This window comes from Pseudomonas koreensis (assembly GCF_025447595.1).
Classification (GTDB): Bacteria; Pseudomonadota; Gammaproteobacteria; order Pseudomonadales; family Pseudomonadaceae; genus Aquipseudomonas; species Aquipseudomonas koreensis_H.
Genome location: NZ_JAOEJU010000003.1, coordinates 265,518 through 282,131 on the forward strand (window position 1 = coordinate 265,518; position 16,614 = coordinate 282,131).

The 16,614-nt window shown below is 58.2% G+C and carries 19 protein-coding genes and 1 pseudogene; 9 read left to right on the forward strand and 11 right to left on the reverse strand.

Going from position 1 to position 16,614, the window contains the following annotated elements; all coding sequences use genetic code 11:
• Positions 1 to 28: 28 nt before the first annotated feature.
• Both N8H71_RS06965 and N8H71_RS06970 read left to right on the forward strand, forming a co-directional pair.
• On the forward strand, positions 29 to 415 hold the full coding sequence (locus tag N8H71_RS06965; protein WP_085602912.1) for a DUF2946 domain-containing protein: 387 nt from the start codon (positions 29 to 31) through the stop codon (positions 413 to 415).
• Positions 416 to 508: 93 nt separating this feature from the next.
• A complete protein-coding gene (locus N8H71_RS06970) occupies positions 509 to 2,641 on the forward strand; it encodes a TonB-dependent receptor (RefSeq protein ID WP_262193416.1) in 2,133 nt (710 codons plus the stop codon).
• A 37-nt stretch (positions 2,642 to 2,678) separates the two neighbouring features.
• Here N8H71_RS06970 and N8H71_RS06975 read toward each other — a convergent pair whose 3' ends face one another.
• The 3 genes from N8H71_RS06975 to N8H71_RS06985 all read right to left on the reverse strand — a co-directional run bounded on the left by N8H71_RS06975 (position 2,679) and on the right by N8H71_RS06985 (position 4,485).
• Positions 2,679 to 3,692: an ABC transporter substrate-binding protein gene (locus N8H71_RS06975; protein WP_262193417.1), complete on the reverse strand. Its 1,014-nt coding sequence runs from the start codon at positions 3,690 to 3,692 to the stop codon at positions 2,679 to 2,681.
• Between the two features lie 128 nt (positions 3,693 to 3,820).
• Positions 3,821 to 4,018: a hypothetical protein gene (locus tag N8H71_RS06980; protein WP_262193418.1), complete on the reverse strand. Its 198-nt coding sequence runs from the start codon at positions 4,016 to 4,018 to the stop codon at positions 3,821 to 3,823.
• Positions 4,015 to 4,485, reverse strand: coding sequence for a hypothetical protein (locus N8H71_RS06985; protein ID WP_007950541.1), 471 nt, complete (start codon positions 4,483 to 4,485; stop codon positions 4,015 to 4,017). The genes N8H71_RS06980 and N8H71_RS06985 overlap by 4 nt, the downstream gene beginning before the upstream one ends.
• 406 nt (positions 4,486 to 4,891) lie before the next feature.
• Between N8H71_RS06985 and N8H71_RS06990 the strand changes: the two are divergent.
• Positions 4,892 to 5,122, forward strand: a pseudogene (locus N8H71_RS06990) (hypothetical protein); the annotation flags it as partial.
• A 68-nt stretch (positions 5,123 to 5,190) separates the two neighbouring features.
• The gene (locus N8H71_RS06995) at positions 5,191 to 5,427 is read left to right on the forward strand and encodes a DUF2789 domain-containing protein (protein ID WP_262193420.1); all 237 of its coding nucleotides are present in this window, start codon (positions 5,191 to 5,193) and stop codon (positions 5,425 to 5,427) included.
• A gap of 6 nt (positions 5,428 to 5,433) precedes the next feature.
• Here the strand turns inward: N8H71_RS06995 and N8H71_RS07000 are convergent, their stop codons facing one another.
• The 3 genes from N8H71_RS07000 to N8H71_RS07010 form a co-directional block, all read right to left on the reverse strand.
• On the reverse strand, positions 5,434 to 5,637 hold the full coding sequence (locus tag N8H71_RS07000; RefSeq protein ID WP_262193421.1) for a hypothetical protein: 204 nt from the start codon (positions 5,635 to 5,637) through the stop codon (positions 5,434 to 5,436).
• A 113-nt stretch (positions 5,638 to 5,750) separates the two neighbouring features.
• Positions 5,751 to 7,355: a methyl-accepting chemotaxis protein gene (locus N8H71_RS07005; protein ID WP_262193422.1), complete on the reverse strand. Its 1,605-nt coding sequence runs from the start codon at positions 7,353 to 7,355 to the stop codon at positions 5,751 to 5,753.
• Positions 7,356 to 7,582: 227 nt separating this feature from the next.
• Positions 7,583 to 7,987, reverse strand: coding sequence for a TraR/DksA family transcriptional regulator (locus N8H71_RS07010; protein WP_262193423.1), 405 nt, complete (start codon positions 7,985 to 7,987; stop codon positions 7,583 to 7,585).
• Between the two features lie 409 nt (positions 7,988 to 8,396).
• Between N8H71_RS07010 and N8H71_RS07015 the strand changes: the two genes are divergently transcribed.
• From N8H71_RS07015 to N8H71_RS07035, 5 genes are all read left to right on the forward strand, one after another.
• Entirely contained in the window at positions 8,397 to 9,002 is a 606-nt protein-coding gene (locus N8H71_RS07015) for a glutathione S-transferase (protein ID WP_262193424.1), read from the forward strand.
• 2 nt (positions 9,003 to 9,004) lie between these two features.
• The gene (locus N8H71_RS07020; RefSeq protein ID WP_262193425.1) at positions 9,005 to 10,111 is read left to right on the forward strand and encodes a DNA alkylation repair protein; all 1,107 of its coding nucleotides are present in this window, start codon (positions 9,005 to 9,007) and stop codon (positions 10,109 to 10,111) included.
• 222 nt (positions 10,112 to 10,333) lie between these two features.
• Positions 10,334 to 11,455 (forward strand): SMP-30/gluconolactonase/LRE family protein, encoded by a 1,122-nt coding sequence (locus N8H71_RS07025; protein ID WP_262193426.1) that lies wholly within the window; start codon positions 10,334 to 10,336, stop codon positions 11,453 to 11,455.
• Positions 11,456 to 11,797: 342 nt separating this feature from the next.
• Positions 11,798 to 12,178 carry a DUF6632 domain-containing protein gene (locus N8H71_RS07030; protein WP_262193427.1) on the forward strand — a complete coding sequence of 127 codons (381 nt, stop codon included), beginning with the start codon at positions 11,798 to 11,800 and terminating at the stop codon, positions 12,176 to 12,178.
• A gap of 156 nt (positions 12,179 to 12,334) precedes the next feature.
• Positions 12,335 to 12,691 carry a hypothetical protein gene (locus N8H71_RS07035; RefSeq protein ID WP_262193428.1) on the forward strand — a complete coding sequence of 119 codons (357 nt, stop codon included), beginning with the start codon at positions 12,335 to 12,337 and terminating at the stop codon, positions 12,689 to 12,691.
• A gap of 65 nt (positions 12,692 to 12,756) precedes the next feature.
• Here the strand turns inward: N8H71_RS07035 and N8H71_RS07040 are convergent, their stop codons facing one another.
• The 5 genes from N8H71_RS07040 to N8H71_RS07060 all read right to left on the reverse strand — a co-directional run bounded on the left by N8H71_RS07040 (position 12,757) and on the right by N8H71_RS07060 (position 16,581).
• Entirely contained in the window at positions 12,757 to 13,119 is a 363-nt protein-coding gene (locus N8H71_RS07040; RefSeq protein WP_262193429.1) for a DUF6124 family protein, read from the reverse strand.
• A 420-nt stretch (positions 13,120 to 13,539) separates the two neighbouring features.
• Complete coding sequence (locus tag N8H71_RS07045) at positions 13,540 to 13,869, reverse strand: antibiotic biosynthesis monooxygenase family protein (protein WP_262193430.1); 330 nt, start codon at positions 13,867 to 13,869, stop codon at positions 13,540 to 13,542.
• Entirely contained in the window at positions 13,866 to 14,861 is a 996-nt protein-coding gene (locus N8H71_RS07050) for a zinc-dependent alcohol dehydrogenase family protein (RefSeq protein WP_262193431.1), read from the reverse strand. Before N8H71_RS07050 ends, N8H71_RS07045 begins: the two co-directional genes overlap by 4 nt.
• Positions 14,862 to 14,924: 63 nt before the next feature.
• Positions 14,925 to 15,227: an ArsR/SmtB family transcription factor gene (locus tag N8H71_RS07055; RefSeq protein WP_007950555.1), complete on the reverse strand. Its 303-nt coding sequence runs from the start codon at positions 15,225 to 15,227 to the stop codon at positions 14,925 to 14,927.
• Between the two features lie 115 nt (positions 15,228 to 15,342).
• Positions 15,343 to 16,581, reverse strand: coding sequence for a DUF2599 domain-containing protein (locus N8H71_RS07060; protein ID WP_262193432.1), 1,239 nt, complete (start codon positions 16,579 to 16,581; stop codon positions 15,343 to 15,345).
• Positions 16,582 to 16,614 lie beyond the last annotated feature (33 nt).

The window sequence follows — 16,614 nt, forward strand, 5'->3', positions numbered from 1 at the left end:
GGTCGGCGGTGCGGTAAAGTGCCGCCCCATGAAATTCACCCGTACCGATCGCTCACTGCTGGCCTGGATGCTCTATTGCTGCGTCCTGTTCAACGTGTTCGCCTGCAGCATCGGTCACGGACAAATGGTCGGCATGCAGCTCAACGGTATTGGTGGCCAGTTCTGCGCCGTCGACCCAAGCACCCAGGCGCCGCTCGCCTCGAATCCCGCTGAAGAAAAACTGCCGACCCTGGCCAAAGCTTTCGGTTGCCCGCTGTGCTCCACCGGCGGAATGGGCCCGGCGTTCAACTCCAGCCTGACCCTGGCGATCCTCCCGGAACAACACAGCCCGCCGCTGCCGGTCATCGTCAGCGCCGACCTCCCTGCCCGCTTTATCTGGCCTTCAGCCAACCCTCGCGCCCCGCCGCTCGCCTGAGTGTCCTTGCCTTTTTGATTTGCCAGCCCACTGCGCCAACGCGCGGCGTTCGCCTGTGCGCTGACTCCTAGACAAGCCTTCAGGATTCAATCGATGAAACAACTTACCTTGCTGGCGAGCCTGTGCGGCTGCCTGTCCGTCAACGTCTGGGCGCAATCCACCGTAGATCTGGCGCCGATCACCATTGACGGCGAATCCGGCGCCGAACCGGGCCTGAGCCTCGACCAGTCCAGCGGCATGGCCTCGCGCCTCGGCCTCAGCGTGCGCGACACCCCGGCTTCGGTGGCCATTGCCAACCGCAACGACATCGAACGTCACGGCTCGCAAAACTTCCAGGACGCTGCCAACACCTTGCCGGGTGTGAACGCCAGTGCACCGCCGGGCTTTGGCGGGTTCGTCTCCTATCGCGGTTTCACCAGCAGCCAGATCACCCAGATGTTCAACGGCGTTAACGTTTCCGGCGGACTGGCGCGCCCCGTGGATTCGTGGATCTATGACCGGGTAGAACTCGTCGGCGGCCCGTCGTCGCTGATCAACGGCGCAGGCTCGGTCGGTGGCTCGCTGAACTACGTGACCAAACTGGCCACCCGCGACGAGCAGGCCGCAGAAGGTCGGGTCAGCTACGGCACCTACGACACCACCGAAACCGCATTCGGCCTCAACCACGCGCTGACCGAACCCGGTGCCGACGTGCAGCACTACGCGCGACTCGACGTCAGCCACAATACCAGCAACGGTTACATCGACCGCCAGGAACGCGATGCCTGGAGCGTGGCGTTCTCGTTGCTCAGCGACCTGACGCCAAACCTGTCGCACACCCTGGCCCTGGAATATCAGGATGAACACGAAGACAGCCCGTACTGGGGCACACCGGTGCTCAACCCCAAAGCCGGCGAATTGAAGATCGATAAGCACAATCGCTTCAACAACTACAACGTCGAGGACGGCCGGTACGAGCAGCGGACGATCTGGGTGCGCTCGATCATCGATTACCGGATCAACGACAGCACCACCTTGCGCAACACCCTCTATCACCTCGACAGCCAGCGTGATTACCGCAACCTGGAAACCTATCAATACAACGCCGACAACAGCGCGGTGAACCGCTCCACCGCGTATCAGGTACGGCACCAGGGCGAGCAGAACGGCAACCAGTTCGAGCTGCGTCACGACAACACCCTGTTCGGCCTCGACACCACCTGGTCCGGCGGTTTCGAGTACAAGGTCAACCAGACCACCAACTCGCCGCTGAACGTGAAAGGCGCCAGCACGGTGAACCCGAATAACTACCGACCGGGGCATTTCTATGACATTCCCGGAACCAAGCCGGGTTTCGTCAGCGACAAGACCAACGAAGTCACGACCAAGGCGCTGTTTGCCGAAAACCGCCTGGCACTGACCGACAAACTTTCGTTGCTCACCGGCCTGCGCTATGACGACATCGACCTCGACGTGACCAACCATCGCACGGTGACCACGAGCAACCCGCGCCATCTCAAGCGCAGCTGGGAACCGGTCACCGGGCGCGTCGGCCTGACGTATCAATTCATTCCATCAGCCAATGTGTACGTGCAATACAGCACCGCCGCCGAGCAACCCAATGGCACCCAGGACTTCGATGTCTCGACCGGCAAGCAATGGGAAATCGGCAGCAAGTTCGACTACCTGAACGGGCGCGGCTCGGCGACAGTGGCCGCCTATACCATCGAGCGCAAGGACTTCGCGGTGACGGATCCACTGGACCCGACCAGCAGCATTCCGGTCGGCCAGCAGACTTCGAAGGGTATCGAGATTGCCAACTCGTTACGGATCACCGACAAGTTGCTGGCCGAAGGCAACTTCGCCTGGGTCGACGCGCAATACGATGAGTTCAACGAGAAGAACGCCGCCGGTGTAGTGGTTTCCCGCAAGGGCAACACACCGACCAACGTGCCGGACCGGGTCGGCAATCTGTGGCTGACCTATGATTTCTCGCCACAATGGCAGGGCGGGCTCGATGCGCGATACGTGGCGTCGGTGTTCGCCGACACTGCCAACACCATGACCGTGCCGTCATACACGCTGTTTGGCAGTTTCCTCAGCTACAAGGTGGATTCGCACACAACCGTGACCGGGCGGGTACGCAACCTGACGAATGAGGTATACGCCGAGTTCGCCCATGTTTCGCCGGCGTATTACCTCGGCACACCGCGTACATTCGAGCTGGCAGTGCAGACGCGGTTCTGACCCACTTCGGCGAGGGCCTGATGCCCTCGCCACACCGCTACAGACCTGCCTGAACCTTCTGCGCCACGTCTTCCGGCAACCACGCCTGCCACACATCCGGATGCGCCTTCATGAACGCCACCGCTGCGTCACGAGGCGCCGTGTGTTTCTCGCTCATTTCCGCCAGCGCCTTGTTCAGGTCATCAATCGGAAAATCGACCTTGCTGAAGAACTCGGCAATCTGCGGATACTGTTTCTGGAACGGCGTGGACACCCCGATCGACAGCTTAGAAGCCAGTGAACGGGTCGGTTTCGGATTAGGGTTATCGGCGTCGGTCAGGGTTTTCCAGGCTTCGGCATCGAACGGCGGCTCTTCCAGTTGAACCAGTTTGAACTTGCCGAGCAAAGGCGTCGGCGACCAGTAATAGAACAGCACCGGTTTACCCCGGCGGATCGATGAGCTGATTTCGGCATCGAGTGCCGCACCGGAACCGCTGCGGAAATTGACGAAATCATCCTGCAAACCGTAAGCGGTGAGCTTCTGCTTGTTCACCACCTCTGACGTCCAGCCAATCGGGCTGTTGAGGAACCGGCCCTTGCTCGGGGTTTCCGGGTCCTTGAACACGTCCTTGTACTTCTTCAGATCGCTGACGCTACGCAAGTCCGGTGCCAGTGGCTTGATGCCTTTGGCCGGGTCGCCCTTGATCACGTACTCCGGCACCCACCAGCCTTCGGTGGCGCCTTTGACCGTGTCGCCCAGGCTGGCGACCTTGCCTTCAGCCTCGGCCTTCACCCACACCGGACTGCGCCCGGCCCACTCTTCGCCAATGACCTGAATGTCATTGTTGGCCAGCGCGGTTTCCAGGGTAATCGTGGTGCCCGGCAAGGTGTCGGTCGGCAGGCCGTAGCCCTTCTCGACGATGATGCGCAGGACATCGGTGATCAGGCTGCCGCTTTCCCAGTTCAGGTCGGCGAAGTGGATCGGCGCCTGTGCCGCGCTCACCGCAGGCACCGCCGTCATCAAGCCGAAGGTGGTCAGGCCAGCGGCCAGCAACCGTCGAAATCCGTTCATGCTTTTGCACCTCGTGCTGTTCACAGCAATAGCAGGATGGCCTGACAGAAGACCGCAAGCCTCTGAATACTCAGTCAACTGACTGTAGACGAGGTTCCTGCTTTTTCAGGGGCATGACACGGACGAGGCTACTTTTCAGAAATTTCCTGCAGGCTCTTCAGCTCGCGTCTGACCATGCTGGCGTATTCCGCCGGCTGCAAGGTATAGATCTGCGACGCGACCCACCCCAGCCAGGCCCCCTTCAATTCAGCCTTTGCAGCGAACAACCGAAGGGCTTCCTCGCGGGCGCTGTCGAGGTTCTGCAAATGGAAATCGGCGCGACTCACTCGCTGGCCTTGAACGTCACCAGTTCGCCCTTGCGCCACTTGGCGGCTTTGGCGGTGACGGCCTTCAGGGTTTTAGTCAGGCCTTCCTGTAACTGCTCGTTGGCGGCGAATACGGTGACCGCACTGTGGCCTTCCTTGAACACGATGGCATGGCCGTCGGCCGTGGTGACAAACGCGTAGTCGCCAAGACCGTACACGGTCATTTTTATTTCGCGAAAACGGATGTCCATCTTGCCGCCTTCGCGGCTGGGCAGCACCGAGGCACTGAAATGGTCACCGACCTTGAGCTTCAGGCCGGGTTTGTCGTCGACAACCAACGCCGACTCCGTGTCGATTTCGGCGACGTAAATGCCTTCGGCATTCTGCTCGGTGATGTAAACAAAACGCGATTGAAACTGCTTGACCAGCTTTGCCCGCAAATCACCCAGCACGAACAAAGCATGCATATCGAGGTTACTGACTGCCAAAGAAACATCCCCACACTTGAAAAGAGTGCCGCACGCGCAAAGCGCGCACGACCATAAATACGGACTGGCCGATGGTACTGCGCAAAGACTCGAATAAAACCTGAGCGAGCAAAGTGCTCATTCAACGCGAGGTTCTCAAGACTACTGGAATGCCACTCGCGAAACCTGCAAAGAGATTCTCCAAATGTTGAAGGAAAACGCCTTGAGGTCGGCCGAAGAAAACTGACTACGAACTTTAGGGAAAAATCTCACCAAGAAAAGCACCTTTCCGACATATCGCACGCAAAAAATTGCTTTAGATAACGCCATGCCGTCAACAGGTGTTGGCGATTCTAGAGCAGCGACGCTGTTCGCGACTACCCGCAACCGTCTGTAAATGCGGGTCAATCCATGAAAAGGACTTCATATGTGCACTTTGACGCATTTTGCCGCTGCCCACGACCAGCCCTTTGTCTTGAATGCACCGAGCCTGTGCGTTTCATGTGCGACACAAGTATCTGGGCAAGATCCACTGTTTCAGGTGATCCCGGCGGGCAACTCGTTTTTCCATATCAGAGAAAAGTCGACAGGTCGTGTCAGAGGATTCCGTGAGAATCACAACGCAGCCTGTGCGCTTGCCCGCTTGCTCGAATCACGAATCGAACTCCTGGCCAGTGCCCCCCCTCATATAAAGAGAGTGATCGTCCCCATTTCAAGGAGCACACCATGGAACTGCCTGCCTACAACCTGACAACCCTGTTCGATCAATTAGGGCTGCCTTCGGAGGAAACCGCCATCGACGACTTCATCGAAGCCCATCCGCTGGAAGCCGATACCAAACTGATCGACGCCGACTTCTGGAGCCCGCAACAGGCACAGTTGCTCAAAGAGTGGTTACGTGCCGACGGAGAAGAAGCAGTGATGGTGGATGAGTTGAACGTGCGCCTGCACCGCGGAAAATAAAAGCGATCAGTGCAGGCTGTCTCTGGATCTGGCGCCCAACTGCGCGAGCCACGCGGCCCTGCACTCCTCGGCTTCGTCACGACTGGCGAAAGCGGTGCCGCGCTGCTCACCATTGAGCAGCACTACCCAGCAAATACTTTGCCCCATCGCGCGCAGTCCGGCGGGTACGCCACTACCGATCATCACCGCGACATCGACCCTGCATTGCATGCTGACCTCCCAATTTCATTAGCCACCTAACTATGTAGGCATGTTAAGGATTTGGATCAAGAGGAAACAGCGACGCCAGTGCACAGCTTAATTGCAGTTCCGGCAACAATGCCTCAGCGTGGATTCTCCGGTTTGTAGCCCAGACGCAACCCGCCCCAGTGGCGACCCTTGACCATGATCGGCACCGACAGGTCGTGCATCAACTCGCCGGTATCGCGGGTGTAAGTCTGCAACAGCACCGGTTGCTGATGGCTGCCGCAGCGGATGCCGGTGCGGTCGGCGAATTTGCGTTTGGTCCGATTGTTGACGGTGTCGACCTGTGCATCCCCGGTCAGCGGCTGGCTGAACGCCTGATTGTGGGTCGGCACATAACCCTGCTGCGTGCAGGCGATGGCGAACACCAGGCCTTCGTGGCGCGGCAACAACGGCTCCTGAATCGCCGGCAAAACCTGATCGGTATAACGGTCGAAACGGGTCTGGTACTTGGCCGGCTGGGTGTCGGGGATCGGCTGATACTGGCGGTCGAACAGGTCTTCAAGGCTGATGCGCCCTTGCTCGACATCGGCCTCGAACTGCGCGGTAATCTGGCTGGCCCCTTCACGAGCCAGATCGTAGATGCGCTGGTGATAATCATCCAGCCCGACTTCGGCCAGGCGTTCGCTGATAGTTTCTGCCTGCCCTTCCATCTGCACCGCGGCGTCGGCCAGGCGTCGGGTCTGTTGGTCGCTGATCGCCAGATCGCTGCGCATTTGCTCGATGGCAGTGAACAGGCTGTCTAGCTGCTCTCGATTGGTTTCTGCACCCCGTGCAATTTCGCCAACCTGGGTTTCCACCCCGGCAGCCAGTCGCGCAATGTTCTCCAGATGCTGACCGGTGTGTTCAACCTGCTCCACCCCCGTGTGCAAATCGTCGGAGAGCTGACGAATCTGCTCCACCACCTGCGCCGTGCGTTGCTGGATGTCGGCAACCATCTCGCCCACTTCGCCGGTGGCCGTCGCGGTACGGGCCGCCAGACCGCGCACCTCATCCGCCACCACCGCAAAACCACGACCGTGCTCTCCGGCTCGGGCCGCTTCGATGGCGGCGTTCAATGCCAGGAGGTTGGTCTGGCTGGCGATGGACTGAATCACCAGCGTCACACGTTGTATGTCATCGCTTCTCTGACTCAAGGCTTCGATCAGTTCGCGACTGGCATTGGCGCGCTGGCTGAGCTGATGCATGCGCGAGATCGAATCCACCAGTTCGGTGCGCCCCGCCGCGCTGCTGTGATGGGCTTCGCTGGCAGCGCCCAACGCTTCACGGCTGAGCTGTGAAGTGGCCTGCTCAGTGGCGATCATGACTTCAGCGTTGTTGACGATCTGTGCGGCGGCGTCGAGTTGCGATTGCAGCTTGCCGGCCAGCTCTTTGACGGAGAAAGCCACGCCAGCGGCTGACAGCGCGTTATGACTGGTGGTGTAGGAAAGATCGCGAGTCAGCTCGGACATCGCGCTGTTGCTATCGACTGGTTGAACATCGGGGATCGCCCGGGAGCGCAGGCGCGGCAGCCAGATAATCAGCATCGCCAGCGGCATGCCGACGTACAAGGGCCATTCGCCCAGAGTCATCCCGGCCAGCAACAGCACCAGGGCAATGCTTTGCAGGGTCGGCGCCAGCCAGCGATTCTTTGGCAAAACAACTGGTGCAGGCAGAGCCGCAACCAGAGATCCATCTCTCGTCATTTCGTTACCCCACGCTTGTTCTCATTGTTGTGAGTGCATTAAACGCCACTACAACGCCATTATCCATGGTCCGTTAGTCGTGGGTCTGTGGCAGGTCAATGGAATAGTGCGGGGATTTTCTGACAGACGAGAAAAAGCAAAGATCGCAGCCTTTTGCAGCTTCCGGAGAAACTGCAAAAGGCTGCGATCTTTTCGCGACGACCCGCATTGAAGGGTCGCCTCAGGAATCAGGCCTGACGCTGGTGCTTGTCGATCTGCTCGTGACGCTCTTGAGCTTCGATGCAGTACTTGGTGGTCGGGCTGATCAGCAGGCGTTTCAGGCCGATAGGCTCACCGCTGTCGTCGCACCAGCCAAAGCTGTCTTCCTTGATGCGCTCAAGGGCCTGCTCGAGTTGCGGCAGCATGCGCTGGTCGCGATCGATCGCGTTCACCAGCCAGGTGCGCTCTTCTTCCACCGATGCGGCGTCCGCCGGGTCAGCCGGGGTGTCCAGGCTTTCGATGGCAATACGGTTCTGCTCAATGCGCTCATGGGTTTCGACTTTCATGTTCTGCAACAGCTCGTTGAAGAAAGCGTGTTGCTCGGCATTCATGTAGTCATCTGCCGGCATGGCCAGCAACTTGTCCTTTGTCATTGATATCTCTATAAAAAACGTGCATTAAGGCGAATTAGGGAGCGTTCCGGCGAACCGCCTGCGGTCATCGGAAAGGCATCGTTTATTGCAAACGCCACCCGGCACTCAATTTACGAAGGGGCGGCAGTCTAAGGCCCGTTTGAGGCCTCAGCAACTGTAAATACCGGGAATTTGTCCGACAAGGCCCGGAAACTGCTCTGACACAGGCTTCACAGCGCTCATCGGAGTGCGTTTATAGCAAGAAATTCAGTCGAGCGGCTGTATATAGAAGACAAACGGTGGACGAGCGGCTCTTTGTCGCAATTCGTTACGGTCGTTGACGGCGACACCAGCTCTTCCCAAAGACTGACAAATCCCCCCTACCTCAGCTACGTTATGCCCTCCCCGGTTCGACTTGAAGGAACGTGTCATGAAACTGATCGGCATGCTGGACTCCCCTTACGTGCGCCGCGTGGCGATTTCCGCCAAGTGCCTGGGGATCGAACTGGAACACGATCCGGTGTCGGTGTTCCGTCACTTCGAACGCTTCCAGCAGATCAATCCGGTGGTCAAGGCGCCGACTCTGGTGCTCGATGACGGCGAAGTGCTGATCGACTCGACCCTGATCCTCGACTACCTCGAAGCCCTGATCGGCAAAACCCTGCTGCCCGTCGACCTGTCGCAACGGGTAAAAGCCCTGCGCCTGATCGGTCTCGGCCTCGCCGCCTGCGAAAAAGCCGTGCAGCTTTACTACGAGCGCAACCTGCGCCCGGCCGACATTCAATATCAACCATGGGTCGAACGCGTCGAAGGCCAACTCGCCGCCGCGTTTACCGCCCTCGAACACGAACTCGAAAAACACCCGCTGGCCACCGACGGCCCGCTCCAACAGGACGGCATCACCCTCGCCGTCGCCTGGAGCTTTACCGGGCTCGTCGTCCCCGACCAGATAGACGCCGAACGCTTCCCGCGCATTGCCCAATACACCGCGTACGCCGAAAGCACCCAGGCGTTCATCAGCACCCCGATGACCTGACAATGAGCACCACCGAAACCGCCGCCCCGGCCCTCAAAGAAATCTTCAATGCCGAACGGCTGCAACACATCGCCACAGAAATGAGCGCCGTGTACCCGGCGTTCAAGGCCAAGGCCTTTCTCAAGCACGCCAACGACGGCCTAGCCGACCTTTCGGTCATGCAACGCATGGCCCGCGTCAGCGAAAGCCTGCACGCCGTGCTGCCACTGGACTACGCCGATTCCCTCGACGTACTACGCGAACTCGCTCCACGCCTGAACAGCGGCTTCGTCAGCATGTGCCTGCCGCACTACGTCGCGAGCTACGGCGCGCACGCGTTCGACACTTCCATGGAAGCCCTCAAGTACTTCACCACTTTCGGCTCCTCCGAATTCGCCATCCGCCACTTCCTGCGCAACGACCTGGAACGCTCGCTGGAACTGATGCACGACTGGACGCGAGACGAAAACCACCACGTCCGAAGACTCGCCAGCGAAGGCAGCCGCCCTCGCCTGCCGTGGTCATTTCGGCTGGAACCGGTGCAGGCTGATCCGCTGTTGGCTGCGGGGATTCTTGACCGGTTGAAGGCCGATGAAAGTTTGTACGTGCGCAAGTCCGTGGCGAATCATTTGAATGATGTGACCAAGTCACATCCGGAGTGGGTGCTGAATACGGTTGAGGGATGGTCGCTGGAGAACAAACACACGGCGTGGATTGCCAAACATGCGTTGCGGAGTTTGATCAAACAGGGGAATTCGCGGGCGCTCACGGTTATCGGCGCGGGGGGAAAGGCTGAGGTTGAGTTGCTGGACGTGAAGGTGGAACCGGCGGTTGTGCGGCTTGGGGAGACGATCACTTTGTCGTTTACCGTGCGATCGTTGGTGCCAGCTGAACAGCGGTTGGTGATTGATTATGCGATTGACTATGTGAAGGCGAATGGCGGGACTTCGGCCAAGGTTTTCAAGTTGAAGACGTTGGCGTTGGCAGGGTTTGGCAATGAGGTTGTGGCGCGTAGGCAGGTGATCAGGGATTTCACCACGCGCAAGCATTATGCGGGGGTGCATGCGGTGCATGTGATGGTTAATGGGGAGCAGTTGGCGAGTTCTGCCGTCGAAATAATCACTTCATAGCGTCAAAACCGGCTGGTTACCCATCTACAAATTGAAAGGCGTTCGTATAGTCATAACGTCTGCTACCGCTGTGAATCCACCGGTCGATGCAACAGAATGGCTTGGCCGTTCACTAGCGCTCACCACTGCATACGGTCCGTACGCAACGAATAACTTGTACGATGTCCTACCACGAGGTATTACTAAGTCTCCCAAAAAAAATAAGATTACGGAGATCGCTACATGGACTCATCCCTGTCCGCCAGGACTGAAAACGCTGAGCGAGCGAAGGGCAATACCCGCCGCAGCTTCCTGCAAAAGTCACTCGCTGTTTCGGCCACGCTCGCTACCATCGGCAGCACTGCACTGACCCGACTCTCCGAGGCTGCAGAACCCTTGAGTCAGCGCTATCCTGATCCGCTGATTCACATACTCGACGACAGCTTCCTCGAGCTGCGTATTTTCAACGCCAGTGTTGAAAAACTTGCCACCGGTATGCGCTGGGCCGAAGGGCCCGTGTGGGTCGGAGATGGCCGCTATTTGCTGGTCAGCGACATTCCCAATAATCGCATCATGCGTTGGGACGAAATCACCGACACCTTTACCGTGTTCCGCGAACACTCAAACTTTTCCAACGGTATGTGCCGGGATCGCCAAGGTCGTCTGATCGTCTGCGAAGGCTCCACCACCACCAACGAAGGGCGCCGTGTCACGCGCACCGAACGCAATGGCACGATCACCGTTCTGGCCGACAGCTTCGACGGCAAACCCTTCAACTCGCCCAACGATATCGTCTGCAAAAGTGACGGATCGATCTGGTTTACCGACCCGCCATTCCAGACCAGCAACAACTATGAAGGCCACAAAATCACTCCGACCCAACCCCACGCGGTGTATCGAATTGACGGCGAGAGCAAAAAAGTCAGTCGGGTCATCGACGACCTCAACGGTCCCAACGGCCTGTGTTTTTCTCCCGATGAAAAAAACCTGTACGTCGTCGAAGGTCGCGCCAAGCCCAATCGTCTGATCTGGGCGATTACCGTAAATGACGACGGCACGCTTGGCGAACGGCGCAAGCACATCGAGGGGCTCGACTATGCCGCAATCGACGGCATCAAATGCGACGAAGCGGGCAATCTGTGGTGTGGCTGGGGCGGCAATGGTGACCCAAAAGCCGACCTGGAAAAACTCGACGGTGTGCGCGTTTTCAATCCGCAAGGCAAGGCGATAGGACACATTTCGCTTCCAGAGCGTTGCCCGAATTTGTGCTTCGGGGGGCGCGAAGGGAATCGGTTGTTCATGGCCAGTAGTCACTCGATCTATTCGCTTTTTGTGAATACTCGTGGGACTACGTTTGCGTTGTAAAAGCGAAACTCGTCTCGCAATAGTTTCGTGAGTATCGAAACAATATCCTGCCGCGCATCTGAGGATGCGTGGCATTGAAACCATTTACTTTCTTCGCCTCGCCGGACCTTGTGGGCCTGGCTGTTCGAAATAGTAATGAACGGCCCTTCTGGGATTCGGCCCAGTTTTCTGCCTCATACGGTTGGCTATCTTGGATCGCTTGCCAATTGAGTAGCTATGCTAGATGTACTGCCAAATCGAACAAATCGGGCGTTGCGTCCATGGCGTGTAAATCCCTTCTATATTCCTCCGACTGTAGCGAAGCCCGGGCTGGTCAGGGGTAGACCCAAAGAGGATTCCTCCATGACCGTAGTCGATCGCTTCAGGTTTTTGCGCGTCGTTCTGGTTCTGGCCGGCCTCGCGTGCCTTGCTCTCTATCCACTCATGGTGTTCTGGCCGTCTGGTTGGGCCTGGCACATCGGTCACTCAGACTACCCGCTGATGATCGTTGGCATCTACGCCACATTGGGCGTGTTCTTGATCCTGGCCGCACGTGATCCGTTAGCCAATCTGAGCCTGATCTGGTTCACCGTGTGGTCCAGCGCCGCGCACGGAGCAATCATGGCCGTCCAGGCGGCCACCCAGCCGGGCCAAATGGGACACTTGGCAGGTGATGTGCCGGCGCTCTTCATCGTGGCGATTGCCTTGGCAATCTTGACGCCCCGCTCGCAACCGGTCGCTTAGTGCAGGATAGGCCACGGGGCCTGGAGCCGGTTTGAGCCTGCTCCAAGACACTGGAGACCAGGAAAAAGCTATACATTTGCGCTCTACCCTCGCCTGCCTTGGTGCCACTGAGTGCCGAATGATAATGTTCAGCCTCAAAATCACGGACGACACCTCGTGCACAAACAATGCCTTGCAGCAGCAGTAACCTTCGCCTTCAGTTTTTCCGCTCTTGCCTCTCCTGTGCCGCAGGAAGAGCTCGAAGAATGCCAACGAATAGAAAACTCGGCCAAACAGGTCATGAAAACCAGGCAGCAAGGCGTGCCCATGGCTTCGGTGTTGGAACTGGCCGAAGCGGCAGGTAAGCAGAACGACTATATAGGTGAAGTGTTCAAGACGTTGATCCGCGAGGCGTACGCGATTCCGCAGTACTCAAGCGAGAGCTTGCAGCAGAAAGCGATCAGCGATTTCCATTCCAATTTCTACAAGGCTTGCATCGTGACGGCGGAAAAGAGAGCAAACGCCAACGGCTGAACTCAATAAAAAAAAGGGAGCAGATTCAGGTAATGAATCTGCTCCCTTTTTACTGAAGTACAGCCTTAAGTTTTCAGTTCGACGTTATCCAACGCCTGATTCACCGCCAATTCCCCGAGCATCATAATCTGCGCAATCCCTATCGCGGTCTTACGGTGAGCGGGCTCCAGCGTAGCGGCAAAGTTGTTGAGCATTTCGCTGGCCGAACCTAGGGATTCGCTGGCATTGGCGAGCAGTGATTCGGTGTCATACGCCGGATTGGCCAGGTACATCGGATCGTGTTTGTGATGACTCCCCATGACCCGTTGCTGCGGAGTGAGGTAATGGTCGAGCGCGCGTTCGGCTGCCTCGTTCAGGGTTCGGGAATCGGGGAATTTGTAGGGGGAAACCGGATCGGTTTCCGGGGGATTCGGTGTAGGTTTGATCATGGTGAAACTCCTGATTTTGATTAGGAGCTACCAGCATCACTTGCAGATGATGGGTGGCAGCCATGTGCGGGTCTGCAAGACCGGGAAACCAGGCACCCGGCAGACCCAAGGGTCTCCCGCACAAAGCCGCCATTGAGCGGACGCGAACGAGCGTCCTTTTGGCAGGCTGTGCGACTGGTTTTTCCGGCGGGCTTGCAGACCCGATCACTGATGGGCAGTGACGGGAATCAAGTTACGGTCGGAGGTCCAGACGCACAAGCCGGCGGATTCTGTCTTAGGTGTAGGGGACGGCGCAAGGCACTGTGGGCATCCGGGCGTGACAGTAGGACTGATTTAAACACCCCATGCGCACCACGTTTAACTCCGGACAAAAGCCGGACTGTCGCCCAGTCCGGCCCTCCCTCGTCACAAAAGCGTGTTTCAGTTTCGGGGCCAAAGCCCCCCATCATCTTCACCCGCAGTAAAAGCCGCCCCCTCAATGTGATAAACCTGCGGCTCCTCCGAAAAATACCCCTCCAACCCCAACATAAAGACCCTGTGATCCTCCCCCGCCTCAAAATCCGTGTGAGCCTCAAGCGACTCCCACCGCACGATCAAATTGAACCGCTCCGGCGTTTCAATCCCCTGCGCAAGCATGTGCCCGCCATACCCATTCGCGCGGCGAAGTAGAGGCGCAACCTCGGCAAATGCACGCCGGAACTCATCAACACGTTCCGCGTGAACAGGCAACAAAGCGATCTCATAAATCATGACGCATCCCCCACAGAACCCGCCCGAAGCGACGGTTCGACCGCAATCGCAATTTTCCCTTGAAGACCATTGTCACGACTCTCCAGCCGCGCATGGGCAAGCGAAATCTCCGCAAGCGAATACACCGCACCAACATATGGTCGCAGTTGACCGCGTTCCACCAGGGCACTCAACTCATCGAGCTTGCCGCGGTTCTGGCGAGTAAAAACGAAGTGATAACTCGCGTTCTTGCCCCAGGCCTGAACGAGGTTTTGTGGCTGGGCGATGTCGACGATCGAGACCACGCGGCCAAGTTGTGCAAGAGCATCTGGGCTGCGCGACAGGGTGTCGCCGCCGATGGTGTCGAACACCACGTCCACTCCGAGGCCATTGGTTTCCCGCAAGATGGCGTCGACGTAGTCGTCCTTTTCGTAGTCGATGATCACATCGGCGCCCATGCGCCGGACGAACTCGGCGTTTGCTTCGCGCGCGGTGGTGAACACTTTGGCGCCCATCGCCTTGGCGAGCTGGATGGCGACGTGTCCGACGCCTCCCGCGCCGCCGTGGATCAGAATGCTCTCCCCCACTCTGAGCGCTGCCCGCACGATCAGGGCTTCCCACGCCGTCCCGCCCACCAGGCTCAGACTGGCCGCTTCGAGATGGCTCAGCGAGGAAGGCTTTTTGCCGATGATGCTGGCGGACGCCACGTGGTATTCGGCATAGCTGCCGGGGCCGTCGAAGATTTGCGGCGTGTACCAGACTTCGTCTCCGGGGGCGAAAGCCGTCACGCCGGGGCCGACCGCTTCGACTACGCCGGAGACATCATGTCCGGTGATGGCTGGCAGTTGCACCAAGTCCGGATAGTCGCCGCGTCGGACCTGGTAATCCAATGGATTGATCGAGGTGGCGTGTACCCGGACCAGCACCTGTCCCGCTTCCGGCACGGGCTTGGGTACGTCGCAGAGTGTGAACGATTCCGGGTTGCCAAATGATTCAAGCAGCATCGCTTTCATGGTAAATCCTCGTATCGACAATAAGGGATATCGAGATATCTCGATATCATGCGGTAAATTTTTTTACAGCTCTTTCCCTATGACCTCGGCCAAAGCGCTGATGTTGGCTTCATTGCGCTTGTAATAGGTCCACTGACCGATGCGCCTGACTTCAACCAAGCCCACGCGCTGCAGCGTTGCAAGATAACCGGACACCGTTGACTGCGAGAGTCCGATGCCCTCTTGAATACTGCTCACACACACGCCCACCGTGTGAACGTCGCCCTCATCCTGCGGGGGGAAATTCTTTACGGGGTCTTTCAAGCCTTTCAGGATTTCAAGCCGTACCGGGTTTGAGAGTGCTTTGAATACTTCGATCAGGTCCATGCGGCGAGAATATCGAGATTATTCGATATGTCAATACGCTGATTGACCAGCGGAAAACAGAACGGTCTGCCGACACCCACGGCATCAGCAGACCGGACTTCATCGCAAAAAAACCTCAGTACGGATTACACCGCTGCGCCACCGCCGTCGCCTGATCCACATACGGCCGCGCCGGTTCAAGGTTCCACTCCGGCTTGTTCCTCACAGGCTTGCCATCAAACGTCGCTGCCAGATGACAAACCAGCTGCCGACGCAATGACCCGCCGTTGACGCTGTACTGGCGCCATTGCTCGTCGTTTTTGTGTTTGTTGTACAGCTCGGCAAACATGCGGTCGGTCTGGTCATCCTTGATCGTGCGACCGCAGGCGGTGGGCACGACTTCCAGTGACCAGGTTTCCGGCCCGAGTTTCGGGTCGTCCCGTTGGACCCAGGTGCTGGACTCGATGTACTTGTCGCAGAACTGTTGCGCCGGTGGCGCTGCCGTCTGGATGCACGAGAACGTGGCCTTGGCGGTCGGGGTTCTCGGGAAGTCGATCTTGACGATATTGCGGTCCTTGCCGGTTTTGTTTTTGTAGTCGCGCTGGTTGGCCAGCGCATCGTTCAAACCCCGGGAGTCGCTGTAGAAAAACGCCAGGATTGGCAGCTCATCGGTTTTCGGGTTGCCCAGGCGCAGTTCGGTCTGGGTCTGGAACTCGCGGGTGTTGATGACGCGCCGGGCACCCATGAAGTTCTGGAACGCTGTGACCCGATCCTGGCTACTCATCGGGTTGCGCATGTTGAAGCCGCATTGCAGCTGATCCTGCTGACGGTTGTTGTTGAACTTGGTGAAGTGCGCGACCCACGCGTTGACGTTGGTGATCGGCGGCGCCATGGCCTGGCAGACCGCTTCGGTCGGGCTGGTGTTTTTGTTGTTGCCGCAGCCGCGATCATCGCGAAAGTCAGTCCAGGCATCGTTGGGAAATGCGCAGTAAACATGCACCGGATTTTCGGGATCGCGCACCATATCGACCGGGGTGATGATGTAGCCGTTCTGCGTGCTCATGCCGGGGTCTTCGTAGCTGATGTTGTCGGCACGCATGTAGGACGCAGCAAACGTACCCAGCTCTACGGCTTTGGGGCTGGGGTTCCAGACATCCCACTTCTGCCCTTTCGCCGGATCGGCTCGGTGGGTGCCCCGGATCAACAATCCGGAGCAGTCCGACGCCGGGTCTTTGCCACAACTGGCGACGGTGTTGTTGTACAAGCCTTCAACGCGCTTGAGGGTTTCTTCACAGGACTCGGCACTGGCCGATGTCGCGTGCAGAAACAATGGAACTGCGAGTAACGGGACGATCCTGTTCCAGCGCTCTTTCATGACGTGTTTCTCCCTGATGGTGCTTCTGACCTT

Bases quoted from the DNA above. Each gene is read 5' to 3' on its own strand.
- N8H71_RS06965 (WP_085602912.1), top strand. From the start codon at position 29: ATGAAATTCACCCGTACCGATCGCTCACTGCTGGCCTGGATGCTCTAT.
- N8H71_RS06970 (WP_262193416.1), top strand. From the start codon at position 509: ATGAAACAACTTACCTTGCTGGCGAGCCTGTGCGGCTGCCTGTCCGTC.
- N8H71_RS06975 (WP_262193417.1), bottom strand. From the start codon at position 3,692: ATGAACGGATTTCGACGGTTGCTGGCCGCTGGCCTGACCACCTTCGGC.
- N8H71_RS06995 (WP_262193420.1), top strand. From the start codon at position 5,191: ATGGAACTGCCTGCCTACAACCTGACAACCCTGTTCGATCAATTAGGG.
- N8H71_RS07000 (WP_262193421.1), bottom strand. From the start codon at position 5,637: ATGCAATGCAGGGTCGATGTCGCGGTGATGATCGGTAGTGGCGTACCC.
- N8H71_RS07005 (WP_262193422.1), bottom strand. From the start codon at position 7,355: ATGACGAGAGATGGATCTCTGGTTGCGGCTCTGCCTGCACCAGTTGTT.
- N8H71_RS07010 (WP_262193423.1), bottom strand. From the start codon at position 7,987: ATGACAAAGGACAAGTTGCTGGCCATGCCGGCAGATGACTACATGAAT.
- N8H71_RS07015 (WP_262193424.1), top strand. From the start codon at position 8,397: ATGAAACTGATCGGCATGCTGGACTCCCCTTACGTGCGCCGCGTGGCG.
- N8H71_RS07020 (WP_262193425.1), top strand. From the start codon at position 9,005: ATGAGCACCACCGAAACCGCCGCCCCGGCCCTCAAAGAAATCTTCAAT.
- N8H71_RS07025 (WP_262193426.1), top strand. From the start codon at position 10,334: ATGGACTCATCCCTGTCCGCCAGGACTGAAAACGCTGAGCGAGCGAAG.
- N8H71_RS07030 (WP_262193427.1), top strand. From the start codon at position 11,798: ATGACCGTAGTCGATCGCTTCAGGTTTTTGCGCGTCGTTCTGGTTCTG.
- N8H71_RS07040 (WP_262193429.1), bottom strand. From the start codon at position 13,119: ATGATCAAACCTACACCGAATCCCCCGGAAACCGATCCGGTTTCCCCC.
- N8H71_RS07045 (WP_262193430.1), bottom strand. From the start codon at position 13,869: ATGATTTATGAGATCGCTTTGTTGCCTGTTCACGCGGAACGTGTTGAT.
- N8H71_RS07050 (WP_262193431.1), bottom strand. From the start codon at position 14,861: ATGAAAGCGATGCTGCTTGAATCATTTGGCAACCCGGAATCGTTCACA.
- N8H71_RS07055 (WP_007950555.1), bottom strand. From the start codon at position 15,227: ATGGACCTGATCGAAGTATTCAAAGCACTCTCAAACCCGGTACGGCTT.
- N8H71_RS07060 (WP_262193432.1), bottom strand. From the start codon at position 16,581: ATGAAAGAGCGCTGGAACAGGATCGTCCCGTTACTCGCAGTTCCATTG.